The organism is Chloroflexota bacterium (genome assembly GCA_020161265.1).
In the GTDB taxonomy this organism is placed as follows: domain Bacteria; phylum Chloroflexota; class Chloroflexia; order Chloroflexales; family Herpetosiphonaceae; genus Herpetosiphon.
Window position 1 is genome coordinate 455,008 of the sequence record JAIUOC010000002.1, and the last position, 12,543, is coordinate 467,550.

The 12,543-nt window shown below is 49.3% G+C and carries 14 protein-coding genes; 5 read left to right on the top strand and 9 right to left on the bottom strand.

Annotated elements, in window-relative coordinates:
* Window positions 1-2: 2 nt before the first annotated feature.
* From LCH85_06340 to LCH85_06360, 5 genes are read left to right on the top strand one after another with little or no spacing between them, the layout of a single operon-like run.
* Window positions 3-641: a hypothetical protein gene (locus LCH85_06340; GenBank protein MCA0351597.1), complete on the top strand. Its 639-nt coding sequence runs from the start codon at window positions 3-5 to the stop codon at window positions 639-641.
* A gap of 15 nt (window positions 642-656) precedes the next feature.
* Window positions 657-1,322: a hypothetical protein gene (locus LCH85_06345; protein MCA0351598.1), complete on the top strand. Its 666-nt coding sequence runs from the start codon at window positions 657-659 to the stop codon at window positions 1,320-1,322.
* Between the two features lie 15 nt (window positions 1,323-1,337).
* Window positions 1,338-1,991, top strand: coding sequence for a hypothetical protein (locus tag LCH85_06350; GenBank protein MCA0351599.1), 654 nt, complete (start codon window positions 1,338-1,340; stop codon window positions 1,989-1,991).
* Between the two features lie 12 nt (window positions 1,992-2,003).
* Window positions 2,004-2,714 carry a hypothetical protein gene (locus tag LCH85_06355; GenBank protein ID MCA0351600.1) on the top strand — a complete coding sequence of 237 codons (711 nt, stop codon included), beginning with the start codon at window positions 2,004-2,006 and terminating at the stop codon, window positions 2,712-2,714.
* 3 nt (window positions 2,715-2,717) lie between these two features.
* A complete protein-coding gene (locus LCH85_06360) occupies window positions 2,718-3,494 on the top strand; it encodes a hypothetical protein (protein ID MCA0351601.1) in 777 nt (258 codons plus the stop codon).
* Window positions 3,495-3,515: 21 nt separating this feature from the next.
* On the opposite strand, the gene LCH85_06365 is transcribed toward LCH85_06360, so the two are convergent.
* The 9 genes from LCH85_06365 to gcvPA all read right to left on the bottom strand — a co-directional run bounded on the left by LCH85_06365 (window position 3,516) and on the right by gcvPA (window position 12,430).
* Window positions 3,516-4,445 (bottom strand): GAF domain-containing protein, encoded by a 930-nt coding sequence (locus LCH85_06365; protein MCA0351602.1) that lies wholly within the window; start codon window positions 4,443-4,445, stop codon window positions 3,516-3,518.
* Window positions 4,446-4,456: 11 nt separating this feature from the next.
* Window positions 4,457-5,365 carry a GAF domain-containing protein gene (locus LCH85_06370; GenBank protein MCA0351603.1) on the bottom strand — a complete coding sequence of 303 codons (909 nt, stop codon included), beginning with the start codon at window positions 5,363-5,365 and terminating at the stop codon, window positions 4,457-4,459.
* Between the two features lie 24 nt (window positions 5,366-5,389).
* Window positions 5,390-5,770: an ACT domain-containing protein gene (locus LCH85_06375; protein MCA0351604.1), complete on the bottom strand. Its 381-nt coding sequence runs from the start codon at window positions 5,768-5,770 to the stop codon at window positions 5,390-5,392.
* A 1-nt stretch (window position 5,771) separates the two neighbouring features.
* Window positions 5,772-6,362, bottom strand: coding sequence for a hypothetical protein (locus LCH85_06380; protein ID MCA0351605.1), 591 nt, complete (start codon window positions 6,360-6,362; stop codon window positions 5,772-5,774).
* Window positions 6,363-6,366: 4 nt separating this feature from the next.
* Window positions 6,367-7,131 carry a WecB/TagA/CpsF family glycosyltransferase gene (locus tag LCH85_06385; protein ID MCA0351606.1) on the bottom strand — a complete coding sequence of 255 codons (765 nt, stop codon included), beginning with the start codon at window positions 7,129-7,131 and terminating at the stop codon, window positions 6,367-6,369.
* Window positions 7,132-7,133: 2 nt separating this feature from the next.
* Complete coding sequence (gene hisIE / locus LCH85_06390) at window positions 7,134-7,772, bottom strand: bifunctional phosphoribosyl-AMP cyclohydrolase/phosphoribosyl-ATP diphosphatase HisIE (GenBank protein ID MCA0351607.1); 639 nt, start codon at window positions 7,770-7,772, stop codon at window positions 7,134-7,136.
* Window positions 7,773-7,844: 72 nt separating this feature from the next.
* Window positions 7,845-9,365 carry a bifunctional phosphoribosylaminoimidazolecarboxamide formyltransferase/IMP cyclohydrolase gene (gene purH, locus LCH85_06395; protein MCA0351608.1) on the bottom strand — a complete coding sequence of 507 codons (1,521 nt, stop codon included), beginning with the start codon at window positions 9,363-9,365 and terminating at the stop codon, window positions 7,845-7,847.
* A 259-nt stretch (window positions 9,366-9,624) separates the two neighbouring features.
* On the bottom strand, window positions 9,625-11,094 hold the full coding sequence (gcvPB, locus tag LCH85_06400; GenBank protein ID MCA0351609.1) for an aminomethyl-transferring glycine dehydrogenase subunit GcvPB: 1,470 nt from the start codon (window positions 11,092-11,094) through the stop codon (window positions 9,625-9,627).
* Window positions 11,095-11,098: 4 nt separating this feature from the next.
* Window positions 11,099-12,430, bottom strand: a complete 1,332-nt coding sequence (gene gcvPA, locus LCH85_06405; GenBank protein MCA0351610.1) for an aminomethyl-transferring glycine dehydrogenase subunit GcvPA — start codon at window positions 12,428-12,430, stop codon at window positions 11,099-11,101.
* Window positions 12,431-12,543 lie beyond the last annotated feature (113 nt).

Genomic DNA, 12,543 nt, shown 5'->3' on the forward strand with positions numbered 1-12,543 from the left:
CAATGAGTGAAGAACCACCACATGTTAACCCACTATCAACGAAACCAGAATTGCCAAACTCCAACTCAGCGCAAGGCTATCACATCCCATCAACGGTCATGGCCGACCATAATCAGCCAAGTCGTTGGGTCGATTGGCTGATTATGAATGGTGTAGCTTTTGTTATTAGTTGCATCGTTTTTCCAATTCTATTTATTGGATGTTTATTGCTCTTGGCCGGCTTCACAGAGTCAGCCTCAGCAACCCAAGCTCAAATTTCAGATGGCTTTAGCCTCCTATTCGTCGTGGGAATTCCAGCATTTGTAACGATGTATCTTGCTAGTTTTCTGCAATGGACTACGGTCAGCGAAGGCATTAATCGTTCGACATGGGTCACCAATAGCGCAACAGTTGGGGCAATTGCATTGACTGTATGGATCTATCACCTAAGTCCAATCACTGCTCAATCGATTAAAAACTACAATCAAGTTATCTTTCTGACCTTTGGAATCACCTCAAGTAGTGTTAGCTGGGCGCAATGGCTTGAACTACGCAAAACAATCGATCAGGCATGGCAGTGGGCATTGATTAGCATCATCACGTGGACAGGCCTTGGAACATTAATTTTTGGTTTTGGCCTTAGCTATTTGGTACGACGCTAGCCCAAGGAGAAATCGATGAGTGAAGAACCACAATCAGCAATTTCAGCAACTGGCCAGCCAGCGATCACAGCCGAACAACTAGCAAACTCCCATTCAGCGCAAGGCTATCACGTTCCAGCAACGATCATGGCCAACTATAACCAGCCAAGTCGTTGGCGCTGGTTTGGGATTAACTGTTTAGCTTTTGTTATCAGTGGAATCCTTTATCCAGTCTTAACTATTACTTTTTTATTTGCAATTGGGTCAATCAATGTTCAATTACCTTTAATTGATAATCAACGTGCGCTCAAGCCGAATCTCTTTGTTCTCCTAAGTATCCCTGTGTTCATCACAATTTACATTGCTAGTCTCATCCAGCGTGCAGCGATTAACGAGGATTTCAAACGCTGGGCTTGGAGCCTTAACAGTGCAACTGCTGGAACTCTGACCTTTATAACGGTGGGCTATCAGATCATTTCCAGAGATTCTATATCCACATTATCCAGCTATCTTTGGCTTATATTTTTCATTTTCGGGTTTACCTCAAGTGCGATTAGTTGGATACAATGGCGTGAGCTTCGCAATGTTGTTGATAATGCTTGGCAATGGGTGCTGATTTCAGTTATTACCTGGACAGGCCTTGGAACATTAATCTTTGGCGCTGGGATTGGTTTTTGGATACGGTCGTTGATGCAACACTAGCCCAAGGAGAAGCAGATGAGTGAAGAAGCACAATCAGCAATTTCAGCAACTGGCCAGCCAGTGATCACAGCCGAACCTCCAGCAAACTCCAATTCAGCCCAAGATTATCACGTTCCGGCAGCTAGTATAGACGACCATAACCAGCCAAGTCGTTGGCGCTGGTTTGGGATTAACTGTTTCGCTTTTATTGTTAGTTGCCTTATATTTCCTATGTTTGTGATTCTTTGTATGTTTTTATTAAGGTTAGGAAAGCCTTTTATGCTCAAATCACAGAATAATCTAACCGAAGGCTTGAGCATCCTATTTATGGTTGGAATTCCGATTTTTCTAACAATCTATCTCGCAAGTATGCTGCAATGGGTTGTAATTGGTGAGAGGATTAATTGGCTTGGTTGGAGCCTTCAAAGCGCGATTGTTGGAACACTTTGTTGCACAACCACATTTATTATTAGCAGCTATGCCCACATCTCAAACAATTTGTGGCTTGCATTTTTGATCTTTGGCGTAACTGCAACAGGGATTGGCATCATTCAATCACTAAAACTTCGGCCTCATCTTACTAAACCGTGGCATTGGCTTTGTATCACAAGTATCACATGGACTGGTTTAGGGACATTCGTAATTGGCTTTTGGTTGGGGCAATTATTAGAGCCATTAAGCGATTGGTAAGGAGCTATTGCAATGAGTGAAGACCCAAATCAAGCAGATCAATCGCCGCCACCGTCTGCCAATTATGACTATCAGCCGTATGATCAGCAGCAAACTTACCCAAATTACAACTCCCAACCAAGCTATAGCGTGCCAGCAACTACCGATAACAATACCAATGCTCCCAATCGTTGGCGGCGCTGGGTTGGCTACAACGCTTTAGCATTTGGTCTAAGTTGTGTCATTATGCCCTTGGGCTGTTGCGTCATGTCGGTCGTCGCCAATGTGCTGCGCAGCGGTTTGCAGGAATTGGTCGATAATCACACATTTAATCTCGTTGGAGCAATTGGTCTTTTTTTGCTGCTCAGTTTTCCGCTCTTTCTGACCATAGGCGTTGCCAGCATGATTCAACGATCAGCCTTGTATCACCAAGTTCCCGCCAAATTATGGGTTTTCGGTAGTGCGCTCAGTGGCATCGCTGCAATGTTTGTGGCAATAATGTTGATGGGAATGATCGCAGCGCTATTCAATCCCGACTTCACGCCAAATGCCTATATTTTGAGTATCTTTGGGATCTTTGCTGGTACATCAACAGGCATTGGCTTTTTTCAATGGTGGCAGATTCGGCGAGTTGTGATTAATGCTTGGCACTGGCCGCTGATCTCCGGCGCAACGTGGACTGGCCTTGGCACGCTGATTCTTGGCATAGGTATGAGCTATCTCTACAATCGCTTAGGCATTTAGCGAATGCCCAACATCGCCAAGCTTGTAAATTTGATGCTAGATAGATTGGAGAATAGAATGATAATATCCTCAGATGCTTTCAGTCATGCTATTTTAACTCAAGATTATGAGACGATTCGTCTAGCAATTGCCGCAGGCTTTGATGTAAACAGCCCTTGCGATAACGGACGATTTTCCTTCGTTCGAATTGCACAACCAGCACAGGATATGGTTATCTTAAAAATGCTCTATGAGGCTGGTGCAATACCAGATACGCCATGGTTAGAAAGTCTTTTTAATGATTTTGCCAATGAAATCGAGCCTCCCGATCACCAAAACCCATGCCTTGAAGCGGGAACTCGCGATCTTACAGAAGAATTCACAGTCTCGCGCTTTGAATATCTGCAAGGAATTTTTTACTTTTCAGGATCAATGAGCGATATTGAAATTGAGCTTAAACCATTTATGCTTGATGGTGAGTGTGTTCAAACCTCAATTCGTGCCGATGGAATTGCGCTACCACCATCACGTGATCAACTTTCGGGTCAAACATTTCATTTTCCGTTGAATCCTGATGATGGCTATATCGATGCATCGATCTATCTTTGCGATGGTCACAATTCGGTCAATATCAGTTCAATTAGCTTCAAGAACCTCACACCTGATAAACAACAGATTGATGTGGTTATTGAGATGCTTTTCGATTTTGAAGAGGAAATGCTTGAATACCCAAATGAAGCCCTAACACTCGAAATATCCTTGGCAATCCAAACGCTAGATCAATCTCAATTCAATTTATGATTAACCAGTATCTTTGCTGCTTCAACTTGTGCGAATGCCCAACATCGCCAAGCCCATGGGCAAATCGCGGGCGGTGCGAATGTTAGTGAGATGAATGCCTGCCCGAATGAGGCCTTCAATCAAGCTCGGGCGTAGGCCAATCAACATGCTTTTGGCCCCGATCAATTCAATCGCTTTAACAATCGTGCTAATTGCTTGAATCGCATCGGGATCAAAAGTTAATAAGCCACTGCCATCGAGCAGTACATGCTCACAACCACGCTCGCGCAAGGTTTCAAGAATTGTATGGGTCAGGTTTTCCCAGCGCAGCCGATCGAGCACCCCAATCAAGGGCACAATCAATACATCATCGGAAAGTGGGATGCGCGGAATATCGAGTTCGCTGACTTCTAGCTCTAGCTCAGCCAAAACTTGGGCATTATCGAGCGCCAAAGCCACCGAACTGGCGACCGTGCTCAATAAGGCTTCTTCAAACTCACCATACAAGGCAGGCTGATAGCTCTGAATATTCAACACGCCCACAAAATCAGCGCCAATCAGCAAGGGCACGCTCATCCAAGCGCGTGAACGTTTCTCTGCTTGGCCAAAGCTGCGAGTGTTTTCCACGGTAAAACGTTTGGGCAAATCTTCATGCAAATCATCAAAGCGCACCAATTGCTGGTTGGCAATAATCCAGGCTACGACTTTGGAGCGTCGATAATCCCAAGCATAGGGCACAACGTTTTCAATGCCCTCATCAATCGAGTAGATCGTTTGCATGGTATCGGTTTTGGGCTGATATTGCTCGATAAAGCCAGCATCAAAGCGCAACACGTGATGCAATTGCTCAAAAATGCTGCGACAAACATCAGCCAAATCACGCGGCAGTAAAATCGCCCGAATCAATTCATGAATCGCCAGAATCGTTTGCTCAACTGGCTGATGATGGCGGCTACTTTCATAGGCTGTCATACTCACCTCGCTCAAATTTGGCGCTTGAGATAGCGCAAACTTTGCTGCACATCACGCACAATTAGCACATTATGCTGGCTCAAAATTGGGCTAAGCACTGCGCTATTTTCGGCCTGCACTCCGCTAACAATGCAAGTTGCACCCAATAAGCGCAATGCGCCGATTAATTTATTGAATAAGCCAGTTGCCTGAGGGTCAAACGAGCGCATGCCCGTTAAATCGAGCACCACATAGCGAATCCGTTGGCGCTCAACATGGCCCAAAAGAATCGTTTGCAAAATTGTGAGGCGCTGTTGATCAACTCGCCCAATCACTGGCACAATCCATAAATGTTGATCAACCGGAATCGTGGGAGCACTCAAGGCCAAGCGCAGCACTTCCAATTCTTCAACTCGTTGAATCTGGTTGATCGTGGTGGCCAGCATTAAACTGAGGGTTTGCAACAATTGTAGTTCGCGGTCGCCATACGCCGCCGTTTCATGATGTTGAATCGTCACCAAGCCCAACAATTGACTGCCCAACATAATTGGCAAGCCGAGCCAACTGCAACTAGCGTGGTGCAAATCGGCTCCGAGCGCATGCTCAAGGTTAATTTCGCTATGGCTATCAATGTAGATATTTTCAAACAGCAGTGGTTTGCGCTGACGTAAAATCCAAGCACTGGGCGTATGCGGTTTAATCGTAACTGGCTCATCAGCAAAATTACCACGCCGATGGGCAATCACATAGACATGACGCAAATTCTGCTGCGCATCAAAAAAGCTGATGTTGCCATGATCGATCGGCACAACCTGCTCAAGTAATTGATAAAACGACTCATAGACCACAAACCGATCGCGGGTACTATGGATAATGCGGCCAAACTCTTGAATACACTCCAACTCGGCTCGTGCCCGCACCAACGCCTCAGTCGTCGGCATAGCTCAATCCTTCAGCCTCACGGTTCAGCCAATCTGATGCCCAGCCGCCGTCAGAACTGCCACAGCTTCGTTAAATTCATGCTCACGAAGCAAAAGATAATCGGTATCATAGGTTGATAGCACAAAAATACTGATCTGGGCTTGAGCTAGCGGCGCTGCTAAACTGGCCAAAATCCCAACTTGGCTAAAATCTAATGTGCCTACCACTCGCAGCCCACGCCAATTGCGCTCAGCTTGGACGTTTTCAGGCACAAATTTAGTTTCACACACAATCGATAATTCATCAGTGGTACGACTGATACTCACAAATGGGCTTTGCAAGGCCCATTCCGGCCATGGTTGCTCGATATTCAAACGAGCAACCGCCAACATTTCGGGATAGACGGTTAATTTCAATTGATGCATGTTACTCACGAACCCGCTGGGCTGCAAATAGCGCTCCCAACACCACAAAAAAAGCATTTGGCAGGGTAAAGCCTAAATAACGTCGCGAAGGTACTTCGCCTAGGTACAGCAACCATTGGCTTGGCTCAAGATCGTTGCTGATGCCCAGTGTCCAGAGCGCCGCAACAAGCGCGGCAATTACTACGCCCGCCCCGGCAATCCACATTAATTGAGCATTGCGGCGCTCGTTGGAGATTCGGCCAACGACTTCGCCGCTCAACAGGCTAATTGCAAACACAAACCAAAAACTCCAATCACCCCAATCGCCGAGCAAACGAAACTGGCCCCAAGTAATCCCGCCAATAATTGCCACACCTAGCATTCCCGCAATCGCTTTGAGATATTGCTGGCTGGTGACTTGGCTAAGCAAGGTTGGCACATAATAGCCAGTGCGTCCCGCCACCGCGCCAGTGCAATCGGGGCAGCGCCAACCAACTGGCGTGCGCACAGCACAACGCCCACAAATTGGATTCAAACATTTTGAGCAGCGCAAAAGCGTTGCTTCTTTGGGGTGATTAACACAAAAAAACTCTTCTTCTACGGTTGTTTGCATAGATTTAGCCTCGTTTGATGCGTTGAGCTTCGCGCCAAGCTGCCCAACCAAAAAGCACCACCGCTGTGAAAATTCTGCGCCAACGCTGAGGATGGCGAATTAAGCGCCATAACCATTCTAGCCCAAATTTGCGCATCCATTGCGGCGCTCGTGGGCGCAATCCAGCCAGATCATCAAACGTGCCGCCAACCCCAATGCCCAGTTTAATCCCCAACTCAGCGCCATAACGCCGAATCCAGAGGTCTTGGGCAGGAGCACCATAGGCCACCAAGACAATATCGGGTTGGCTGCGCCGAATTTCGTTGGCAATCACTGGTTGATCAGGTTCGCGCGGCGAGCCAGCCCATGTGCCGACAATCGAACAATTGGGATAGCGTTGTTGTAGCACCGCCGCTGCTTTGGCTGCCACCCCATCAGCCGCTCCCAGCAAAAAGATTTTCCAGCCGCGCTGGGCACTTTCAGCCGCCAACCGTTCAGTCAGATCGATGCCTGTAACTTTGGATCGCAGCTGCTTGCCTTGCCAACGAGCTGCATGCAACAAGCCTGTGCCATCGGGAACTGAAAGACTAGAGGCGGCCAAGGTTGCGCGAAACGCCACGTTGTTTTGAGCCGCCATCACAAATTCAGGGTTAACCGTAGCAATTTGATGCGCTCCACCAGCGGTGAGCATGGCCGCAATCAGCTCAATCGTTTCATCCATAGTCACGTCATCAACGCGCACCCGCAGAATTTCGAGCGAAGCCAGATTGGCTGGACGTTGAAAAGTCATAGTTATTGTTTTTCCTCGCGTTGGCGGCCATGACGTTCGCGCAAGGTAAACCAAACATCCTCAGGCGAAACGCCCTGATTGAGCAACAATACAAACAAATGATAAATTAAATCGCTGGCTTCGTTGCGCAATTCATCGGCGTTACCATTTTTGGCCGCGATAATTACCTCGGCTGATTCTTCGCCAATTTTCTTGCCAATTTTATCGACCCCTTTTTCGAGCAAATAGGTGGTGTAGGAGCCAATCGGGCGGGTTTGTTCGCGTTCGCGCAAGAATTCGAATAATTGGCTCACAAAGGCCAACGGCACAGCACTGCCTTCGCGTTTGGTGCCATCAAGCGTCGTATGAAAACACGAGCGTGAGCCAGTATGGCAGGTTGGGCCAGTTGGCTCAGCCAAAATCAACAAAGCATCATTGTCGCAATCGGTGCGAGCAGCGATAAATTTCAGCACATTGCCGCTGGTTTCACCCTTCGTCCACAATTGTTGGCGCGAACGGCTCCAAAAGGTCACTAAGCCGCTGGTTTGGGTTTTGGCCAGCGCTTCGGCGTTCATATATCCAACCATCAATACCTCACCACTGCGGGCATGCTGCACTACAGCGGGAATCAGGCCTTGGCTATCGTAGGTTAATTCGACCATAACATCACATTCTTTCGACTAAAAAGCAACCAGCGTGGCCGACCATCGACCAACGCTGGCCAGTAGATAGATTTAGTGTTTGAAGTGGCGAGTAGCAGTGAAGATCATCGCGATGCCTGCGGCGTTGGCAGCAGCAATCACTTCATCATCACCTTGCGAGCCACCAGGCTGAACAATTGCGCTCACACCAGCTTCAATCGCGGCCTGAATTCCATCAGCTTTAGGGAAGAAGGCATCGGAAGCCAGCACGCTGCCCTTGGCCCGTTCGCCAGCCTTGCGAATCGCCGTCAACACCGAATCAACCCGCGAAGGCTGACCAGCGCCCATCCCTACCAATTCCTCGCCTTGTACCAAGACAATCGCATTCGATTTCACGCTGGCACAGGCCTTCCAAGCAAATTGTAAGGCGGCCAATTGCTCATCGCTGGGCACAGTTTCAGTGACAACCTGCCAAGCATCCCAGCGATCATTGCCAACGCGATCAACATGTTGAGCCAAAATACCGCCGCCAATGCTGCGATATTCCCAATCGTTGCTGCTCGAACGGCCCGTATCGACGCTCAACAAGCGTAAATTGGGCTTTTCGGCCAAAATTGTCAAGGCTTCAGGGCTGAATGCCGGAGCAATAATCACTTCGTAAAAATATTTTTTCAGCACATTGGCCAAAGCCTGATCAACTGGACGATTAACCCCGACAATGCCACCAAAGGCTGAAAGCGGATCGCCTGCTCGCGCTGCTTTGTGGGCCGCCACCAAATCCTCAGCCGAAGCCAGGCCACAAGGATTGGTGTGTTTAATAATCGCCACGGTTGGCTGATCGAAGTTTTGAATCACTTGCAAGGTTGCATCAGCATCAAGCAAATTGTTGTAGGAAAGCTCTTTGCCTTGATGTTGGACTGCTTGGGCCAAAGTGTTGGCAGCAGCATTGGGAGCGCGATAAAAAGCCGCTGCTTGATGCGGATTCTCGCCGTAACGCAGCGATTGAGCTAATTCCCACGCCAAGGGCAATTGCTGCGGGAAGGTTTCGTCAGTCAAGTAAGCGGCGATCGCGCTATCGTAGGCTGCGGTATGGGCAAAGGCTTTGGCGGCAAGTTGGCGGCGCAATTCAGGCGTAATTTGCTCAGTCCGCAAGGCTTCCAAAACCCGTGGATAATCAGCAGGATCGATCACGATCAACACATCGGCATGATTTTTGGCTGAAGCCCGCACCATCGTTGGGCCACCAATATCGATCTGTTCAACCGCTTCATCTAAAGTAACATCTGGTTTGGCGATGGTTTGGGCAAACGGATACAAATTGACGACGACCAAATCGATCTGGCCGATGTGGTGCTCGGCCAATTGCGCCAGATGGGCTGGTTTATCGCGGCGGGCTAAAATTCCGGCGTGCACGCCTGGATGCAAGGTTTTGACCCGACCTTCCAAAATTTCAGGAAAGCCCGTCAAATCGCTAACACTGCGCACTGGCACGCCAGCACCAACCAAAGCGGCTTTGGTACCGCCAGTTGAGAATAACTCAATGCCCAAATCGCTCAAGCCCTGAGCAAAATCCGCCAACCCCGATTTGTCTGAAACACTAACAATAGCTCGCATGAACCAAAGCTCCATTCGCGGTGTACATAGGGCTAAACAGCCCTTTGCCCAGGCGAGCGGCATCTGCGCAAATCGGCTCCCCCGTGGTTGCCCACGTTTGTGTATCGCCAGTCACCGATTCATGCGCCATTATAGCCGCGCCCCGCTTGTAGTGCAAAGAACATAATTTTAACCACGAAGGACACGAAGGGCACGAAGTAGGGCTATAAACAAGCTTCTTCGTGGTTCTTCGTGTCCTTCGTGGTTCAACAAAGGAGATCTATTTGCTTAACAAAGCCTCAATTGCCGCTTTATCGTATTTCAGAATTGGGCGGCGGGCAGCGGTGGCTTCATCGAGGCGGCGTACTGGCGCAGTAGTTGGCGCAGCATGCAACAGCTCTGGATTTTCAACCGCTTCATGGGCAATTTGCTTCATGGCATCAATAAAGGCATCCATGTTGCGCTTCGATTCGGTTTCAGTTGGCTCGATCATAATCGATTCGGCCACGCTGATTGGGAAATAGACTGTTGGTGGGTGAAAACCAAAGTCGATCAAGCGCTTGGCAATATCCAAGGTATGGACACTTGGCGCACCTTTGATTTTGCCTTGCAAGACAACTTCGTGCATACAGGTGCGGTCGTAGGCCACCGGATAAATTTTATCCAAATTGACCCGTAGATAGTTGGCGTTGAGCACCGCGTGTTCGCTGACCGAGCGCAAGCCAGCCGCGCCGAGCATGCGAATGTAGGTGTAGGCCCGCACAAACATACCAAAATTGCCTTTGAAGGCTTTCAAGCGGCCAATGCTCTTGGCTGGCGTGTGGCGGGTATATTGGCCTTCTTTGAGCGCCACAATTGGGCCTGGTAGATAATCGGCCAAAAATTCTTTACAGCCAACCGCACCACAACCAGGGCCACCGCCACCGTGAGGCGTGGTAAAGGTTTTGTGCAAGTTGTAGTGCATAAAGTCAAAGCCCACATCGCCTGGCTTGACAATTCCCAAAATGGCGTTGAAATTTGCGCCGTCGCCATACATCAAGCCACCAGCTTCATGCACAATTTTAGCAACTTCATGCACGTTTTCATCAAACAAGCCCAAGGTATTGGGGTTGGTCAACATCAAGCCAGCGGTACGTGGGCCAACTTTGGCTCGCAGATCAGCCAAATCAACATTGCCCCGACTATCGGTAGCAATTTCGACCACTTTGAACCCAACCATCGCAGCGGTCGCGGGATTGGTGCCGTGAGCCGAATTGGGGCACAACACTTCATCACGCTGATCATCGCCACGATCAAGGTGATAGGCGCGGAACACCAAAATGCCCGCGAATTCACCTTGCGCACCAGCGGCTGGCTGCAAACAGACTTGATCAAAGCCCGAAATTTCGGCCAAGATATTTTGCAATTCATAGGTCAATTGCAAGGCACCTTGCACGGTTTCTTCGGCTTGCAAGGGGTGAATAAAGGCAAAGCCAGGCAAACGCGCAGCATCTTCGTGAATTTTGGGATTGTATTTCATCGTACACGAGCCAAGTGGATACATGCCTGTGTCGATACAGAAATTGCGCTGCGAGATGCGGGTGAAGTGGCGCACCACCTCGGTTTCGCTGATCTCTGGCAAGCCCGCTAAATCGTCGTCGCGCAGCAAATGGGCTGGCAACTCGGTTTCGGGTACGCCAGCGTCGGGCAGGGCTGCGCCAATTTTACCGGGGCTGCTCAATTCAAAAATTGGTGGTTCGTAGGTATGCATTGGCTTAGCCTCCCAACACTGCGACAAGTTGGTCGATATCGTTTTTGGTATTTTGCTCGGTAACACAGATCAGCATGGCATTGCCCAAGTGTGGGTAATCCTTGCTGAGATCGTAGCCGCCAATAATGCCTTGAGCATGTAAGGCTTGGGTAATTTCAGCCACAGGTCGTGGGCAGCGCACCACAAATTCATGGAAGAAAGCGCCTTGCTCAAGCACTTCGTAACCAGCTAAATTGCCAATCGCTTTGGCAGCGTAATGGGCGCGTTGGTAGCAAAGTTCAGCCACTTTGCGCAAGCCAGTTTTGCCCATCAGCGAGGTATAAATCGTCGCAGCCAAGGCCATCAAGCCTTGGTTGGTACAAATATTCGAGGTGGCTTTTTCGCGGCGAATATGTTGTTCGCGGGTTTGCAAGGTGAGCACATAGCCCAATTGGCCGTTGAGGTCGGTCGTTACCCCAACCAAACGCCCCGCCATGCGCCGCAAAAGTTTTTCGGTACAGCTGAATACGCCAACATATGGTCCGCCAAAGCTCAGCGGAATCCCCAAGGGCTGGCCTTCCATTACCGCAATATCAGCGCCAACCATGCCTGGCGTTTGGAACAAACCCAACGCGATCGGATTGGTGACCATCAACAACAATGCCCCAGCCGCGTGAATTTGCTCGGCGACTGGCTTCAAATCGTGCAACACACCCAAGAAATCAGGCGATTGCACAATAAACACCGCAGTTTCGTTATCGACCAAAGCCGCTGCATCGGCCACACTGGCAGCTGGATTTTCGTCGCCAGTGATTGTTACGCCCAAACCTTGGGTATAACTGCGCAGCACGCCGCGATATTGGGGATGTACCGAAGGAGCCACGACAATTTTGCGCCGATTACGAGTTGCGCTGATCGCCATAATTGCGCCTTCAGCCATGGCCGTTGCGCCATCGTAGTGCGAAGCATTGGCTGCATCCATCTGCAACAAACCACACATCAACGATTGGTATTCGAAAATTGCTTGCAACGTACCTTGAGAAATTTCGGGCTGATAGGGCGTGTAGGCGGTGTAGAACTCCGAGCGGCGCAACAACGAATCGACTGCGGCAGGGATAAAGTGGTTGTAGGCTCCCGCGCCCAAGAAACAGCTATAGTTCAGCACATCGCTATTTTTGCTGCTCAAGCGGCGTAATTCGCGGGCCATTTCACCTTCGGCAAGTGCGGCGGGCAGATCGAGCGTTGGAAACCGAAGATCAGCAGGAACATCGTGGAAAAGCTCGGCAACATCGGCAACGCCAATCGCCTTGAGCATTTCTGCGCGTTCGCTCTCGGTAATCGAGATGTAGTGGCTCATATAACCTCTGACAAGGATGAAGGATGAAGGATGAAGGATGAAACCTAATCCTTTTTGCCTTGCAATCCATTGGTTTACGAATCTATTTCTATGTGGCTTAGGTTCTCCCTCGC

What these genes read in the sequence shown, in the direction of transcription:
- LCH85_06340 (MCA0351597.1), top strand. Translation starts at nt 3, where the DNA reads ATGAGTGAAGAACCACCACATGTTAACCCACTATCAACGAAACCAGAA.
- gcvPB (MCA0351609.1), bottom strand. Translation starts at nt 11,094, where the DNA reads ATGCATACCTACGAACCACCAATTTTTGAATTGAGCAGCCCCGGTAAA.
- hisIE (MCA0351607.1), bottom strand. Translation starts at nt 7,772, where the DNA reads ATGGTCGAATTAACCTACGATAGCCAAGGCCTGATTCCCGCTGTAGTG.
- LCH85_06385 (MCA0351606.1), bottom strand. Translation starts at nt 7,131, where the DNA reads ATGACTTTTCAACGTCCAGCCAATCTGGCTTCGCTCGAAATTCTGCGG.
- LCH85_06370 (MCA0351603.1), bottom strand. Translation starts at nt 5,365, where the DNA reads ATGCCGACGACTGAGGCGTTGGTGCGGGCACGAGCCGAGTTGGAGTGT.
- LCH85_06380 (MCA0351605.1), bottom strand. Translation starts at nt 6,362, where the DNA reads ATGCAAACAACCGTAGAAGAAGAGTTTTTTTGTGTTAATCACCCCAAA.
- LCH85_06365 (MCA0351602.1), bottom strand. Translation starts at nt 4,445, where the DNA reads ATGACAGCCTATGAAAGTAGCCGCCATCATCAGCCAGTTGAGCAAACG.
- LCH85_06345 (MCA0351598.1), top strand. Translation starts at nt 657, where the DNA reads ATGAGTGAAGAACCACAATCAGCAATTTCAGCAACTGGCCAGCCAGCG.
- gcvPA (MCA0351610.1), bottom strand. Translation starts at nt 12,430, where the DNA reads ATGAGCCACTACATCTCGATTACCGAGAGCGAACGCGCAGAAATGCTC.
- purH (MCA0351608.1), bottom strand. Translation starts at nt 9,365, where the DNA reads ATGCGAGCTATTGTTAGTGTTTCAGACAAATCGGGGTTGGCGGATTTT.
- LCH85_06350 (MCA0351599.1), top strand. Translation starts at nt 1,338, where the DNA reads ATGAGTGAAGAAGCACAATCAGCAATTTCAGCAACTGGCCAGCCAGTG.
- LCH85_06360 (MCA0351601.1), top strand. Translation starts at nt 2,718, where the DNA reads ATGCCCAACATCGCCAAGCTTGTAAATTTGATGCTAGATAGATTGGAG.
- LCH85_06375 (MCA0351604.1), bottom strand. Translation starts at nt 5,770, where the DNA reads ATGCATCAATTGAAATTAACCGTCTATCCCGAAATGTTGGCGGTTGCT.
- LCH85_06355 (MCA0351600.1), top strand. Translation starts at nt 2,004, where the DNA reads ATGAGTGAAGACCCAAATCAAGCAGATCAATCGCCGCCACCGTCTGCC.